Genomic DNA, 15,272 nt, shown 5'->3' with positions numbered 1-15,272 from the left:
CCTTGTTACAGCTCCAGAAAGTTTTGCAGTAAACGGGCACCGGCACTACCTGAGCGCTCCGGGTGGAATTGGGCGCCGAAGAAGTTGTCACGGCCGACGATGGCGGTGAAGGGTTGGCCATAGTCGCAGGTGGCCAGCGTTGCCTCCGTCACTTCCAGGGCGTAGGAGTGGACGAAGTAGAAGTAGCTGCCGCTTCGGATCCCTTTCAGCAACGGGTGGGTCTCGTCGTGCTCTATCTGGTTCCAGCCCATGTGGGGCAGGCGCAGATTGCCCACCTCCATCAGCCGGATCCTGCCTGGCACTATGCCGAGACCCTCGATCAAGCCCTCATCCGATCCGTCACTGCCGCTCATGGTCTCCTCGGAGGCCTGTGCCAGCATCTGCATGCCGAGACAAAAGCCCAGCAGGGGCTGCTTGGCGGCGCGAATAAGGGGCACCAGTCCCCGTTCGTTGAGGTTTTTCATGGCGGCCACCGCAGTGCCCACCCCGGGCAGGATCAGCTTGTCTGCCTGCTCGATGTCGGCGGCCTGGCAGGAGACCTGCGGTTGCACGCCGAGACGTTCGAACGCCATCCGCACCGAGGCCAAATTGGCACAGCCCGTATCGATGATGACGAGGTTTTGCTTACTCAAACCCATCACAGCACCCCCTTGCTGGAGGGGAGTTCGCTCCCTTCCACCCGGATGGCCTGGCGCAGGGCGCGGCCAAAGCCCTTGAACAGCGCCTCCACCTGGTGGTGGGTGTTGCCGCTCCCCACCTTCATCTGCAGGGTGATGGCCATGGCGTCCGAGAGCGACCGGAAGAAGTGGGGCACCATCTCGGTGGCCATCTCCCCCACGCTGTCGCGGCCAAAGCCGCTCGGGCAGTCGAACACGAAGTAGGGGCGGCCGCTCAAGTCCAGCGCCGTGGCCACGTCCAGCTCGGTGAGGGAGGGGGTATCGGTGGTATGGCGCGGGCGGCCATCGATCACAGCCTGCACCTCGTCCATCGCCAGCACGAAACCGAAGCGACCTATGCCGCGCTTGTTACCAAGGGCCTGGCGCAGGGCCTGACCCAGGGCCAGTCCCACATCTTCCACCGTGTGGTGATCGTCGATGTGCAGATCGCCGCTGACCTTCAGCTTGAGGCGGAACCCGGCGTGGGTGGCTATCTGATCCAGCATGTGATCGAAGAAGCCGATGCCGGTGGCAATCTGGTTGCCGCCGCTCTTGTCCAAGTCCACCGCCACCTGGATGCGGGTCTCCTTGGTGTAGCGCTCCACCTCGGCCACCCGCCCCTTGGAGAGCAGCTGATCACGGATGGCGAGCCAATCGTGATCCTGCGGGTGGTAGCGGATGCCGCGGATGCCCATGTTCTCGGCAAGCTGCAGATCGGTCTGTCTGTCGCCAATGACGAAGGAGTTGGCAAAGTCGATGCGACCGGACGCGAGGTACTCCTTCACCAGTCCGAGGTGGGGCTTGCGGCAGCTGCAACCGTCGGTGGGGAAGTGCGGGCAGATCAGCACCTGTTCCCAGTTCACCCCTTGCGATTCAAACAGGTGCATCATCAGGTCATGGGGTGGCTGGAAGTTCTCCAGCGGCAGGCTGGCGGTGCCCAGCCCATCCTGATTGGTCACCATCACCAGCACGTACCCGGCGGCCTGCAACTCGCGCAGAACCGGGATCACCATGGGTTCGAAGCGCAGCTTGGCGAGGCTGTCCACCTGCTTGTCGGTCACCGGCTCTTCTATCAGAGTGCCGTCACGGTCGATAAACAAAAACGGGGTCTTCATCTGGCTACTTCCTTATATGCTGGCGGCAGTCTGGTTGCTGGCTGAGGGGGTGTTGAGTGACAGATCTCGCAGCACTTTGATCACGGCATCCATCTCCCCCTGATAGCCGATGGTGATGCGGATGCTGTTGTCCAGGCCCGGCTTGGTGGAGAAGTCCCGCAGTATGATGCCGGCGGCCTTCATGGCGGCAAAGACGCTGGCACCGTCATTGAAACGCACCAGCACGAAGTTGCCCTTGTCCTCGAACACCTCTTTCACGCAGGCAAGCCGGATCAGCTCGGCCTTGATGAGGGCCTTCTGCTTGTTGAGCTCCTGCACCCGCTCCTGCATCAGCGATAGCCCCATGGGGGAGAGTGCCTGGGCTGCAATCTGGGCGATGGGCTCGGGGATGGGGTAGGGGGCGATCACCTTGGCCAGCATGGCGATGACCTCCGGATCCCCCAGGGTGAAGCCGCAGCGGATCCCCGCCAGGGCAAAGGCCTTGGAGAGGGTGCGGGTCACCACCAGATTGGGGTATTGGGCCAGCAGATCCACCACTGAGCTTTCCGGGCAGAACTCGATGTAGGCTTCGTCCACCACCACGATGGCGCGTTCCCGGGCCTTCTCCAGCAGGGCGATAAGCCCCTTGCGGCCCACCAGATCCCCGGTGGGGTTGTTGGGGGAGCAGAGGAACACCAGTTTCACGTCGGAGAGGCGATCCGCGATGGCGGGCCAGTCCGGTTGACGGCTGGCGGTGAGCGGCAGCTCGACGATGCCGACGCCACAGGTCTCGGCGCTGATGGCGTACATGCCGTAGGTGGGGGGGCAGATGAGGATCTGATCTTCACCGGCGTCGCAGAAGGTGCGGATCAGCAGCTCGATGGCCTCGTCGGCGCCACGACTCACCAGCACCTGATCCGGATTAACCCCGGCGTAGGCGGCATAACTGTTGACTACCTCGGCAGGTTGGCACTCGGGGTAGCGGTTGAGGCGGCTTCCCTCAATGGTGAAGGGGTAGGCCAGTGGGGCCTCGTTGGCGTTGAGCCATACATGACCCTGACCGCCGATGCGGCGGGCGGATTGATAGGGGGTGAGGGCCCGCACCACGCGGCGAGCCAGATTGGCGATGCTCATGACAAATCCTTTTGCTGCTGGTTTGAAAGTGCGTTCAATCTCAGGGTCACGGCATTCTTGTGGGCATCGAGCCCCTCCGCATCGGCGATGCGCTGGACGATGGGACCAAGGCCCTGGATCCCCTCGATGCTCAGCTCCTGCACAGTGTAGCGGCGCTGATAATCAGCGAGCCCCAGGCTTGAACAGGTGCGGGCATAGCCGTAGGTGGGCAGGGTGTGGTTGGTGCCGCTGGCGTAGTCGCCGACCGATTCCGGCGTCCATGCCCCGAGGAAGATGGATCCGGCGTTCTCGAGTTTATCCAGCAGTTCCCGTGGCGCTTTGGTCTGCACGATCAGGTGCTCCGGCGCATAGGCATTGGAGATGGCGCAGGCCTCGTCCAGATTGTCGCAGAGGATCACCAGACTGCTACCGAGCGCCTGTGCGGCTATGTCGCGGCGGCTGAGCTGGGCCAGCTGGCCCTTGATCTCGCCGGCAATGGCATCGGCCAAGAGCGGCGAGGTGGTGACCAGCACCACCTGGCTGTCGGGGCCGTGCTCGGCCTGGGAGAGCAGATCCGCGGCCACGAAGGCGGGGTTCGCGCCATCGTCGGCAATCACCAGCACCTCGGAGGGGCCGGCCGGCATGTCGATGGCGGAGCCGCGCCAGTCGCGAGAGACCTGGCCCTTGGCTTCGGTCACGTAGGCGTTGCCCGGGCCGAAGATCTTGTCCACCTTGGGAATGCTCTGGGTGCCGTAGGCCATGGCGGCGATGGCCTGGGCGCCGCCGATGGCGAACACCTTCTCGACGCCGCAGGCGCGGGCGGCAAACAGGATCTCGTCGCTGGCGGGGGACGGGGTGCAGAGCACCACCTCACGGCAACCGGCTAGGCCTGCCGGAATGGCCAGCATCATCACGGTGGAGGGGAGCGGCGCGCTGCCCCCTGGCACATAGAGGCCGACCCGGCTGATGGCCTGGGTGCGCAGCTCGCACACCACACCGGGCTGGGTTTCGACACGCACCACTGGCTGCACCTGGGCGGCGTGGAAGGTGCGAATATTGCTAATCGCCGCCTCTATGGCGCTTTTTATGTCGTCATCCAGCCGCGCGCAGGCGGCCTCGATCTCGGCCTCGCTAACGCGCAACTGCTCACGGGGGGCGCGCTCGAAGCGCTGGCTCAGCTCGCGCAGCGCCTCGTCACCCCGGCTGCGCACAGCTGCGATGATCTCTTTGACCACGGCGCCGATATCCGCCTCGTCATTGAGGGCGGGCCGGGTCAGCACATCGGCCTGCTGGGCGGGAGAGAGGGTCTTCCAGATCAGGGTCTGCATGGTGTCCCTTCCTTATTCCATCATTTTTTCGATGGGCAGCACCAGAATGGAGCTGGCGCCGAGGGCCTTGAGCTGCTCCATGGTCTCCCAGAACAGGGTCTCGCTGGAGACGACGTGCAGGGCCACCTGGTTGGTGTCACCGGCCAGCTGCATGATGGTGGGGCGCTCGGCACCCGGCAGCAGATCGGTAATGGCATCGAGTTTGTCCTTGGGGGCGTGCAGCATGATGTACTTGCTCTCGCGGGCCTGCTGCATCCCCTGGATGCGGGGCAGCAGCTTGTCGATTAGCTTCTGCTTGGCCTCATTCAAGGGGTTGGGGGCCTGTACCAGCACCGCCTTGGAGCGGTAGATTACCTCCACCTCTTTGAGGCCGTTGGCCTCCAGGGTCGCGCCGGTAGAGACCAGATCGCAGATGGCGTCGGCCAGTCCCGCGCGGGGGGCCACTTCCACCGAGCCACCCAACATCACGCTCTTGAAGCCGAGCCCCTTCTCGTCGAAGAAGCGCTTGAGCAGCCCGGGGTAGGAGGTGGCAATGCGCTTGCCTGCCAGACTATCCGGCCCTGTGTAGGTGACGTCTTCCGGCACCGCCAGGGAGAGGCGGCAGCCACCGAAGTCGAGCTGCTTGAGGGTTTTGACCTCGAAGGGGAGTCCCTGTGAGGCGCGAATAAGCTGCACCTCTTCCAGCACGTTCTCGCCGATGATGCCAAGGTCGACCACCCCTTCCATCACCAGCCCGGGGATGTCGTCATCACGCACCCGCAGTATGTCGATGGGCATGTTTTCCACGTGGGCGATGAGGCGCTGTTCCCGCAGGTTGATCTTGAGGCCGCAGCTCTTGAACAGGGCCTGGGAGTCCTGGCTCAGGCGACCGGATTTTTGCATGGCGATGCGCAGACGTTGTGTTTCCATTGCTCGATTTCCTTCTAGTCAAAAACGAAAAAACCCTCGGAAGTGTGTGCTTCCGAGGGTTTATGAATCTTGCGGTCCTTTTGGAAGTCACCAGTTAAGTGTCTTCCAGCAGTCAACCTCCTGAAAGACTAGTCGGGATGATGATGGTGATGATGAGTCTTCAGCAGGGTGAACTTCATGTAATCAATCCTTTACAAATAAGATGTCGTAGTTGACGCCTGATTTAAACTACCTGCCTTGACGGAAAATGCAACCTGAAATTGTGTTTTGCCCGATTAAAGTGGGGAAAACGGTTTTCTGGTCGATAACTAATCAAGATAACCTGAGGAGTGATCACCATGCCCAGCCAGGATCTGTTATTTCCCATCTTGCCGCGCGCACCGTCGACTCCGAGCCCGGACGACATCAAGCGGGAGGTGACCCAAATCAGCCAGAAACATCAGTTGCGCAAGATTGGTACCGACAACGGCGGCGGCGCCCAGCACCACCAACAGGATCATCCCCCGGCCAAGCGTGATCAGCCAAAGGTGCAGGATGATGATCACAAGCCGGATCCGGACCATCAGATCGATCTCTTCGTCTGAACGCATTATCAGTCCCGCTTTCGTCGCGCTTTTGGCATAATGGCCGCTTTTGCGCGGGACGCTCCTTTGACCATCCAGACCCTGTTCAAGCCAGATGGCCCTCTGGCCAGCCACATCGACGGCTTCAAGGCCCGTGCGCCGCAACTGGATATGGCCGAAGCGGTGGCGCGCGCCATCAAGAGTGGCGGTCGCCTGCTGGTAGAGGCGGGCACCGGCACCGGCAAGACTTACGCCTACCTGGTGCCGGCGTTGGAATCCGGCAAGCGGGTGGTGATAAGCACCGGCTCCAAGAACCTGCAGGAGCAGCTCTTCTACCGGGATCTCCCCACCATCACGGGGGCACTCTCCTACACCCCGCCAGTGGCCCTGCTCAAGGGGCGCAGCAACTATCTCTGCATCGAGCGGATGAACCGGCTCTTGAGCGAATCCCACCTCCAAAAGCCCGAGATTCTCAGCGATCTGGTCAAGGTGAAGTCCTGGTCCACGGCCACCGACAACGGCGATGTGGGTGACATTCCGGGGCTGCAGGAGAACGCCGAGATCCTCGCCCACGTCACCAGCACCAATGACAACTGCCTCGGTCGCGACTGCCCCTATTATGACGACTGCCATCTGGTGGTGGCCCGCCGTCGTGCCATGGATGCCCAGGTGGTGGTGATCAATCATCACCTCTTCTTCGCCGATATGGCGGTGAAAGACACGGGATTTGGCGAGCTGGTGCCCGAATCGCAGGTCTATGTGTTCGACGAGGCGCACCAGTTGCCGGAGATCGCCACCAACTATTTTGGCAAGTCGGTGGGCAGCCGCACCATCCTGGATCTGGCGCAGGACATCCAGCTCGCCTACAGGGCCGAGGCCCATGACATGGGGCAGCTTGGCAAGGCGGCGGACAGGCTCTCCATCGCGAGCCAGGACTTGCGCCTCGCCTTCGGGATAGACGGGGGACGTGGCAATACCCGAGATCTCCTGCGCCAGCCGCTCTGGGGCCAGGCGCTGGCTCGTCTCAACGACGCCATCGGGCTCTGTTACGAGGTGCTGAAACTGGCGCTCGGCCGTGGCGAGCAGCTGGATCACGCCTTCGAGCGAGTCTGCGAGCTGCGCACCCGCCTCGGGGAGGTGCTGGCGGTCAATCAAACCGGTTTCTCCTACTGGTATGATTGCTCGCGGCTGCACTTCTCCCTCAATCTCACCCCCTTGTCGGTGGCCGAGCGATTTGGCGCCGAGGTGCAAAAGCCCGAAGTGGCCTGGATCTTTACCTCCGCCACCCTGACGGTGGACAACCGTTTCGATCACTTCAAGGCAGAGCTGGGGCTCGCTGGTAGCGCCGAGCTTATTCTCGACAGCCCCTTTGATTACGCTGAGCAGGCGCGGCTCTGTGTGCCGCGCTTCCTGCCAGAGCCCAACGCCTTCGGGCGGGGGGAACAGCTGGCCAATCTGATGATCCCCCTTATCAACAAGACGCCGGGGGGCTGCTTCTTCCTCTGCACCAGCCATCAGGTGATGCGGCAGGTGGCCGAGGTGCTGCGCCGGGAAATCGGCCGCACCGTGCTCTTGCAGGGGGAGGATAACAAGCAGCGGCTGCTCAAGACCTTCGTGGAGAACGGGCGCGCCGTGCTGGTGGCGACCAGCAGTTTCTGGGAGGGGATCGACGTGCGAGGGGCGGCATTGTCCTGTGTTATCATCGACAAACTGCCGTTTGCGAGCCCGGACGATCCGCTGCTCAAGGCGCGGGTGGATGATTGCAAGCTCAAGGGGGGAGATCCCTTCGCCGAGCTCCAGCTGCCCAAGGCGGTGATTGCCTTGAAACAGGGGGTGGGGCGGCTTATTCGTGATCGCAGTGATCACGGCGTGCTGGTCATCTGTGATCCGCGTATGGTCAACAAGCCCTATGGCGCCACCTTCATCAAGAGTCTGCCCGCCATCCCTCGTACCCGGGAGTTAGGGTCGTTGGGGAGTTTCTTTGACCGGGGCGCTTGAGCCTGACAGGCCGCGTACCCGGCGCGCTATGCATTCGACCTCAAATGCTGGCGGGTGGCTAGCGATTGACGTATTTGCCATGTTAAGAAAACGGGTGAGCACTGCTCGCTTGCACGTTATGTAATTGACTGATTTTATAGAGATTGTAACCCATGACCGAGTTGAAGATCCTGGCCGTTGATACCGCCACCGAAGCCTGCTCCGCCGCCCTGCTAGTGGGTGGCAAGCTGTTCTCCCGTTGGGAAGAGGCGCCGCGGGATCACACCCAAAAAATCCTGCCCATGGTTCAGGCTGTGTTAGACGAGGCCGGTCTATCGTTGGCTGAGCTCGACGCCATCGCCTTCGGGCGTGGGCCTGGCTCCTTTACCGGCGTGCGCATCGGGATCAGCGTGGCCCAGGGGCTCGCCTTTGGCGCCGGCGTGCCGCTCATCGGCATCTCCACCCTGGCTGCCATGGCCCAGGGGGCTCATCGTCTGGAGGGGGCAACGCGGGTGCTGACCGCCATCGATGCGCGAATGAACGAAGTCTATTTTGGCCACTACGAGCTGCTTGACGGCCGCATGCAGCTGGTGGGTGAGGAAGTGGTGAGCGATCCCGCCGCGCTGATTGACGCGCGCGGCAAGCTGGCGGGCAGCCTGAGCTGTGTCGGGACCGGCTTTGAAACCTATGGCGAGACGCTCAATGCGCTGGCCGACGAACTGGCGGTGAGCCAGGTGCGTTTCCCGGCGGCGGTCGACATGCTGCCCCTGGCACGCAGTGCCTGGCTGGCGGGGGAGGCGGTGGCGGTGGAGCAGGCTACCCCCGTCTATTTGCGCGACAAGGTGACCTGGAAAAAACTGCCGGGTCGCGAGTGACATCCAACGGCGAGCCGTGACTCGACGCCAGTGAGTGAAGGCGGGCGGTGCGGAGAAGGAGAAGCAAATGATGAAACGCGTGATCATGCTGGGCCTGACGGGGCTGCTGCTCGGCGGCTGCAGCACTGTGCCCAAGGAGCTGGCCTATGAGCCGGAAAGCCGGCTGGTGGCCTATCAACCTGCCCTGCAGGGGATGGAGGGCAAGCCTGCGCGCTGGAGCGGCGTCATCTCGGCGGTGCACAACGAGCAGGATCAGAGCGTCATCGAAGTGGTCTACCTGCCGCTCAAAGCCAACGGCGTACCGACCCAGACGGAGCAGAGCCCGGGGCGTTTTCTGGCCGTCATGAAGGGGTTTGTGGATCCGACGCTCTATGCCAAGGGACGCAGCCTGACGGTGCTCGGCACCCTGGACAAGCCGGTGGACAGCCAGATAGGCGATCACAAGTATCGCTTCTCCGTGCTCAAGGTCACCGCCAGCAAGCTGTGGCCGCCGGTGAAGGAGGTGGAGATCCGCTACATGGACCCCTACTTCTACGACCCCTTCTATGATCCCTTCTGGCCAAGGCGCCACTACTCCCGCTGGTGATGATGGAAGAGCGCTTCCTCACCCTGGCCGATGGCCGGCGCATCGCCCTGCTGGATAACGGCCGGCAGGGCAAGCCACTGATCGTTGCCCTGCACGGCTGGCTCGACAACGGCGCCAGCTTCCTGCCCCTTGCCCCCCATCTCGCTGAGTGCCACCTCGTCTGCGTCGATCTGCCGGGTCACGGCCATTCGGATCACAAACCGACTCCCTATGTCTTCGTCGACTGGCTCGACGATTTGCACCAGATAGCCCAGGCTGCGGGCTGGCAGCGTTTCATCCTGATCGGCCATTCGCTGGGGGCCCTGATCGCCAGCGCCTATGCCGGGGTCTTCCCCGAGCAGATAGTGCGACTCATCCTGCTGGAGGGGCTAGGGCCGCTGAGCCAACCCGATGAGGAGGTGCCTGCCCAGTTGCGGCGGGCCATTCTCAATCGCAGCCGCACTCGCGAGCGAGCGTCCGGTGGGTTTGCCTCCCTCGACGAGGCGGTGGCGGCCCGCTGCAAGGTGGCTGACATCTCCCCGGCGGCGGCGCGCCTTATCTGCGAGCGCCAGCTGGAGGAGCGGGAAGGACGCTGGCACTGGCGCAGCGATCCCCGTCTGCGGGATCTCTCGCCCATGCGCATGAGCGAAGGCCAGGCTCAGGCGCTGATCCGGGCCATCGCCTGCCCTGTGCTCTTCATCCGTGGCGAGCAGGGGTTCCAGGGTCTGCTGGCGCAGTGGCAGCAGCGGGGACCACTCTTTGGCCAGATTGAAATGGTACAGGTGGCGGGAAATCATCACTTCCATATGGAAAATTCGGCCAAAACCGCCGTTTATATCGAAAACTTCTGTCAGATCCGGTAGGATCGCCGGCTTTCAATCATGTCAGGTTTGCTTTCTCCCTCACACTTCTCGTTGTTAATTTGCTGTTAATCGATGTTACCTTATGTAACTATGTGCGGCATTAGAGCTGTAGCTTAAAACAACTGATTGAAATGGATGTGACAGGGACGGAGGCAACACAGTGAGCGCACAGGTGCTAGTTATGCAGGAGAAGTTCGTGGAAAGAGTCTGGCTGAAGCGTTATCCAGAAGGGGTGCCCGCCGAGATCAATCCAGACCAATACGGCTCCCTGGTCGAGATGTTTGAAGAGTCGGTGACCCAGTTCGCCGACCAGCCCGCCTTCGTCAACATGGGGCAGACCATTACCTATCGCCGGCTGGAAGAGCAGTCCCGTGCCTTTGCCGCCTACCTGCAAAACGAGCTCAAGCTCGGCAAGGGCGACAGGGTGGCGGTGATGATGCCGAACCTGCTGCAATACCCCATCGCCGTGTTTGGCATACTGCGGGCCGGCATGACGGTGGTCAACGTCAACCCCCTCTATACCCCGCGCGAGCTTGAACACCAGCTCAAAGATTCCGGCGCCAAGGCCATCGTCATCGTCTCCAACTTCGCCCATACCCTGGAGAAGGTGGTCTACGACACCCCGGTCAAGCACGTGATCCTGACTCGCATGGGGGACAACCTCGGCCTGGCCAAGGGCACCCTCGTCAACTTCGTGGTCAAGTACGTCAAGAAGCTGGTGCCCAAATACAATCTCCCGCACGCCAGCACTATGCGCCAGGCCCTGGCCAAGGGGCGCTACCTGCAGTACATCAAGCCGGAGATCAGCAACCAGGACATCGCCTTCCTGCAATATACAGGCGGCACCACGGGTCTCTCCAAGGGGGCCATGCTGACGCACCGCAACATGATTGCGAACGTGGAGCAGTGCCTCGGTGTCTATGGTCCTGTGCTGGAGCGGGGCAAGGAGTTCGTGGTCACGGCGCTGCCGCTCTACCACGTCTTCGCCCTGACGGTGAACTGCCTGCTGTTCATGCGCCTGGGCGGCTACAACCTGCTCATCAGCAACCCCCGCGACATCCCGGGCTTTGTCAAAGAGATCAAGAAGTACCCCTTCACCTGCATCACAGGGGTCAACACCCTGTTCAATGCCCTGGTCAACAATGGCGAGTTCCAGGGCATGGACTTTTCCCGCCTCAAGCTCACCATAGGCGGCGGCATGGCGGTGCAGCGAGCGGTGGCCGAGCAGTGGAAAACGTTGACCCGGACCCCGCTGCTGGAGGGCTATGGTCTGACCGAGTGTTCACCCCTGGTGAGCGTCTGCCCCTACGATCTGGTGGATTACAACGGCTCCATCGGCCTGCCGGTCTGCTCCACCGAGATCCGGCTGGTGGATGACAAGGGGTTGGTTATCACCGAGCTGGGTGCCCCCGGCGAGATGCAGGTGCGCGGCCCTCAGGTGATGACGGGCTACTGGCAGCGTCCCGAGGCGACCGCCGAGGTGATGCAGGATGGCTGGCTCTGTACCGGTGACATCGCGGTGTGCGACCAGCAGGGCTTCTTCAAGATCGTCGATCGCAAGAAGGACATGATCCTGGTCTCCGGCTTCAACGTCTATCCGAACGAGATTGAAGACGTGGTGGCGCTCCATCCCAAGGTGTTGGAAGTGGCTGCCGTCGGCGTGCCTAACCCGGTTTCCGGCGAGCTGGTGAAAATCTTCGTGGTCAAGAAAGATGCAAAGCTGACAGAGGACGAGATAATTGCCCACTGCCGCAAACATCTGACTGCCTATAAGGTGCCGAAACTGGTAGAATTTCGCGACGAACTTCCCAAGACCAATGTGGGCAAGATCCTGCGGCGCGTGCTGCGCGACGAGGAGATTGCCAAGCAGTAACCGGCATGCACTGCTCTGCAGTCAAGCGCTGTCGTTATGCAAAACCGTGGGTCATGCCACGGTTTTTTCTTTCTGGGTCCCGACCAACGTGCAGGCAAAGATGCAATATCAACTCATTTCACAGCAAGCCGAACTGGAGCAGTATCTCGCTTCCCTGGCCGACGTTCCCCTGGCCATAGATACCGAATTCGTTCGCACCCGTACCTACTATCCCCAGCTCGGTCTGTTCCAGATCTATGACGGCGAACGCCTCGCTCTGCTGGATCCGCTGACTCTGGATCTCTCCGGCCTGTGGCAGCGGCTCGGGCGGGCAGGGCAGATCGCCATACTGCACGCCTCCGGTGAAGATCTGGAGCTCATCCAGCATCAGGCGGGCCACCTGCCCAACCAGATGCATGACACCCAGCTCGCGACGGCCTTCCTGGGGTACGGCGTCTCGGTGGGCTTCGGCGCCCTGGTGAAAGAGTTCCTCGGGGTGGAACTGGAAAAGGATCAGGCCCGCACCGACTGGCTGGCCCGCCCCCTGACCGCGCGCCAGCTCGAATACGCGGCGGCGGATGTCTTCTACCTGATGCCCCTCTACGAGAAGGTGATGGCCAGGTTGCATGAAAGCGGCAAGTTTGCCTGGTTCGAGCAGGAGTGCCAGAACCACTCCGCCCGCAAGACCCAGGGCAGCGATCCCCGTCAGGCCTACCTCGAGATCATTAACGCCTGGCAACTGGGTCGGCGCGAGCTGGCCATCCTGCGCGAGCTCGCCGCCTGGCGTCAGCAAGAGGCGGTGCGCCGGGATCTGGCCCTCAACTTCGTGGTCAAGGAGCTGCACCTGTTCAAGGTGGCGGAGCGCCGACCCACTTCATTGCGGGATCTCAACGAGCTGGGGCTGGCCCCCATCGAGATCAAGATCCACGGCAAGCGGATGCTGGACATCGTCACCTCGGCCCAGCAGAGCGATCCGGACAGCTGGCCAGAGCCCATTCGCCGGCTGGTGGACTTCCCCCAGTACAAGGCCGAGCTCAAGCGCATCAAGGCCATGGTGGAAGAGAAGGCCAAGGCCAGCAACATTCCGCCGGAGCTGGTTGCCAGCAAGAAGATCATCCACCAGTACTTCACCTGGAGCTGGCGCATGAGCGCCGAGGAGCGGGCACGCGCCGACAAGCCCATGCTGCTGCAAGGCTGGCGTCATGAGCTGGTGGGGCATCTGCTGGCCCAGTAACTGAGCATCCTGACGTCATGAGTCGGGAAGCCGTATCCGACATGAAGAGGTGAAAAGGGGAGTCAATGACTTCCCTTTTTTTGTATCCGTAGCTGTCCGGCCACCCGGGCGAGCAGGCATGAGTGCCCCTGGCGCCGGGTTTGTCCCGGGGATCGAGTGGGCAAGGGAAATGGGGAGGGGAGTCACAGATAAAATGGCGGGCACAAAGGGTGCCCCCATTAGAGTTCGTGGGCGTGGAATCCCTTGCGATAGCGGGTCTCGCAGCGCGGACAGCGTTGCAGACTGGGATCCTGATCCAGCTGGTCGATGGCGAGCGGCTCCTCGCAATCGGAGCAGAGGCCATAGAGCCCCAGTTCCATCTGGCAGAGCGCAGCGTCGAGGCGTTTCAGCCGTGCCACGCTCAGCTCCACCTTGGGCAAGTCGAGGCGACTGGTCAGCTCCACCAGTTGATCCCGCTCGCAGCTTCCCACTTTTTGGGCCCAGTCGTCACGACGACAGGCCTTTAGCTGAGTAATCAGCGCTTCTCTTGTTTGCGCCCAATCGGTCAGCAGGCGCTCACGCCATTCGGCCAACCTGGCTTGCGTCACTTCACACACAACAGCCCCCAAAGACGAGTGATAAAACTCGGCCAGTATAGGGAAAGCCGCGGTTTATCAAGATGACATGAGTCAAGTTAACCACGCTTTGACGCGTTTTTCCGGCAGGTGTCGTGGCTTGCCGGTGATCACGTAGAGCACCCCCACCACCAGGCAGACGACACCGAGCAGGGTGCTCATGGTAGGCATGATCCCGCGCAGCATGAAGGCGTAGAGCAGCCCCGCCAGGGTTTCGAACACGATGAGCGGTCCCACCAGCACGGTCGGCAGACGCTGGCTCGCCTCGTTCCAGCACAGGGTGCCGAGCCAGGAGCAAAAGAGCCCTACCGCCCCCATCAGCAGCACGAAGCGCAGGGGCGTCGGCCCGAAGGGCAGGGGAAAGTCCGGTGCGCTCAGGGCGAGATGACCGAGACTGCCGAGGTAGGCAATGAGCGCCACCGGCAGGGTCACCAGTCCCTGAGCCGTGGCCCAGACGACCGGGCTGCGGCTCGGGTGCTCGCGTAGCCAGCGGGCGTTGCGCAGGGGGTACCAGGTCCAGCACAGCACGGCGGCCACCGCCAGAGCGAGCCCGAACAGCTGCTCGGTGCGCGCCTCTGCCTGCCAGGTCAACTCGGCGTGGTTGACCAGATAGAGGCCGGCCCCCATCAGCAGGAGGGCCGGGTAGAGGCGGGCGCGGGAGAGGCGGCCGTCCCGTGCGCCATAGAGGCAGTTGGCGGCCAGGGCCGTCACCACTGGCAGGGTGCCGATGATCATGGCCGCCAGCGGCGAGCCGATGCGCAAGATGGCCCCCGACAGGCAAAAGTAGTAGATGAGGTTCCCCACCAGAGTGAGGGCGAGTGCCTCGCGCCAATCGCTGGCCGAGAGGGCCGCCAGGCGTTTGCGGGCCTGCCAGGCGAACGGCAGCACGATGAGGCCGAAGGCGAGGTAGCGGCCGCTGGCGAGCAGGGCGGAGGGATAGCCGTCCACCAGCAGGGGGGCGACGAAGATGAGCCCCCACATCAGGCTGGCCAGCAGGGCAAACAAGACTCCGAGCAACATTTTCTATTTCCGGTGGAGAAGAAGGAGGCCAGCCTAGCAGGCGGGGAAGGGCGGCGTATTGAACCAGATTGCGCTTTAGCGGCCGGACTGCACCTGTTTCTGGTAGCGCACCGGGGTGGTGCCATAGCGGCGCAGGAAGGCGCGGTTGAGATGTGACTGATCGGCCAGACCACAGGCGGCGGCGACCTCGGCGGCGGGCAGGCCGGCGGCCAGCCACCCCTTGGCGCGCTGCAGGCGGATGGCCATCAGCATCTGCTGGGGGGTGACGTGAAAGCGGGTCTTGAAGCTGCGCTGGAAGTGGTAGGGGCTGAGGTTCACCGCCCCGGCCAGCTCGGTCAGGGTGATGGGGCGGGCGAAGTACGCCTGCATATAGTCGATGGCGCGGCCCAGAGGATGGGCTGCTTCGCGCGTGGCCGCCAGGGCCCGGGCGTGGGGGCGCAGGGTTTCGCACACGCTCAGCAGCAGGCCGTCGGCGGCGAGCTCACTGTCACAGTGCCAGAGGGCGTCCAGGGCCGCTTGCAGGACGGGGGCGGCGTGCGGGTCGCTTCGCACTGCCTCGGCGAAATACCAGCCGCGCTCGCCGCTGATGGCCTCGAGCCGATCGGCGGG

General features: G+C 62.7%; 15 protein-coding genes and 1 other annotated feature. Of the genes, 7 read left to right on the top strand and 8 right to left on the bottom strand.

From position 1 onward, the window contains the following. Window positions 1-5: 5 nt before the first annotated feature. The 5 genes from hisH to hisG are packed head-to-tail and all read right to left on the bottom strand — an operon-like array spanning window position 6 to window position 5,100. Complete coding sequence (hisH, locus tag BN1127_RS16660) at window positions 6-638, bottom strand: imidazole glycerol phosphate synthase subunit HisH (protein WP_042650179.1); 633 nt, start codon at window positions 636-638, stop codon at window positions 6-8. Beyond that, window positions 638-1,771 (bottom strand): bifunctional histidinol-phosphatase/imidazoleglycerol-phosphate dehydratase HisB, encoded by a 1,134-nt coding sequence (gene hisB, locus BN1127_RS16655; protein ID WP_042650178.1) that lies wholly within the window; start codon window positions 1,769-1,771, stop codon window positions 638-640. Before hisB ends, hisH begins: the two co-directional genes overlap by 1 nt. A 12-nt stretch (window positions 1,772-1,783) precedes the next feature. Then, entirely contained in the window at window positions 1,784-2,884 is a 1,101-nt protein-coding gene (gene hisC, locus BN1127_RS16650; protein WP_042650177.1) for a histidinol-phosphate transaminase, read from the bottom strand. Then, window positions 2,881-4,191, bottom strand: coding sequence for a histidinol dehydrogenase (gene hisD, locus BN1127_RS16645; RefSeq protein ID WP_042650176.1), 1,311 nt, complete (start codon window positions 4,189-4,191; stop codon window positions 2,881-2,883). Before hisD ends, hisC begins: the two co-directional genes overlap by 4 nt. Before the next feature lie 12 nt (window positions 4,192-4,203). After that, window positions 4,204-5,100 (bottom strand): ATP phosphoribosyltransferase, encoded by an 897-nt coding sequence (hisG, locus tag BN1127_RS16640; RefSeq protein WP_005324991.1) that lies wholly within the window; start codon window positions 5,098-5,100, stop codon window positions 4,204-4,206. Between the two features lie 24 nt (window positions 5,101-5,124). Beyond that, window positions 5,125-5,253: a sequence feature (His leader region), on the bottom strand. A 185-nt stretch (window positions 5,254-5,438) separates the two neighbouring features. On the opposite strand from hisG, the gene BN1127_RS16635 reads away from it, so the two are divergent. The 7 genes from BN1127_RS16635 (at window position 5,439) to rnd (ending at window position 13,029) form a co-directional block, all read left to right on the top strand. Next, window positions 5,439-5,684, top strand: a complete 246-nt coding sequence (locus tag BN1127_RS16635) for a hypothetical protein (RefSeq protein ID WP_041205737.1) — start codon at window positions 5,439-5,441, stop codon at window positions 5,682-5,684. Window positions 5,685-5,750: 66 nt separating this feature from the next. After that, a complete protein-coding gene (locus tag BN1127_RS16630) occupies window positions 5,751-7,661 on the top strand; it encodes a DNA repair helicase YoaA (protein ID WP_005324987.1) in 1,911 nt (636 codons plus the stop codon). A gap of 152 nt (window positions 7,662-7,813) precedes the next feature. Next, window positions 7,814-8,515 carry a tRNA (adenosine(37)-N6)-threonylcarbamoyltransferase complex dimerization subunit type 1 TsaB gene (gene tsaB / locus BN1127_RS16625; RefSeq protein WP_005324985.1) on the top strand — a complete coding sequence of 234 codons (702 nt, stop codon included), beginning with the start codon at window positions 7,814-7,816 and terminating at the stop codon, window positions 8,513-8,515. 67 nt (window positions 8,516-8,582) lie between these two features. Next, on the top strand, window positions 8,583-9,101 hold the full coding sequence (locus BN1127_RS16620; protein WP_042650175.1) for a Slp family lipoprotein: 519 nt from the start codon (window positions 8,583-8,585) through the stop codon (window positions 9,099-9,101). Then, the gene (locus BN1127_RS16615) at window positions 9,101-9,943 is read left to right on the top strand and encodes an alpha/beta fold hydrolase (protein WP_042650174.1); all 843 of its coding nucleotides are present in this window, start codon (window positions 9,101-9,103) and stop codon (window positions 9,941-9,943) included. Before BN1127_RS16620 ends, BN1127_RS16615 begins: the two co-directional genes overlap by 1 nt. Window positions 9,944-10,139: 196 nt before the next feature. Beyond that, a complete protein-coding gene (fadD, locus tag BN1127_RS16610; protein WP_081805875.1) occupies window positions 10,140-11,816 on the top strand; it encodes a long-chain-fatty-acid--CoA ligase FadD in 1,677 nt (558 codons plus the stop codon). Between the two features lie 100 nt (window positions 11,817-11,916). Next, window positions 11,917-13,029 (top strand): ribonuclease D, encoded by a 1,113-nt coding sequence (rnd, locus tag BN1127_RS16605; protein WP_041205740.1) that lies wholly within the window; start codon window positions 11,917-11,919, stop codon window positions 13,027-13,029. A 218-nt stretch (window positions 13,030-13,247) separates the two neighbouring features. On the opposite strand, the gene BN1127_RS16600 is transcribed toward rnd, so the two are convergent. The 3 genes from BN1127_RS16600 to BN1127_RS16590 form a co-directional block, all read right to left on the bottom strand. Further along, a complete protein-coding gene (locus BN1127_RS16600; protein WP_042650173.1) occupies window positions 13,248-13,616 on the bottom strand; it encodes a TraR/DksA family transcriptional regulator in 369 nt (122 codons plus the stop codon). An 81-nt stretch (window positions 13,617-13,697) separates the two neighbouring features. Further along, a complete protein-coding gene (locus BN1127_RS16595) occupies window positions 13,698-14,663 on the bottom strand; it encodes a DMT family transporter (protein WP_042650172.1) in 966 nt (321 codons plus the stop codon). A 75-nt stretch (window positions 14,664-14,738) separates the two neighbouring features. Continuing rightward, a partial coding sequence (locus BN1127_RS16590; protein WP_156139779.1) for a helix-turn-helix domain-containing protein occupies window positions 14,739-15,272 on the bottom strand: 534 nt, incomplete at its 5' end.

The sequence above is a fragment of the Aeromonas media genome, assembly GCF_000819985.1.
Lineage (GTDB): Bacteria > Pseudomonadota > Gammaproteobacteria > Enterobacterales > Aeromonadaceae > Aeromonas > Aeromonas media.
This window is presented reverse-complemented; position numbering and strand designations above follow the sequence as displayed.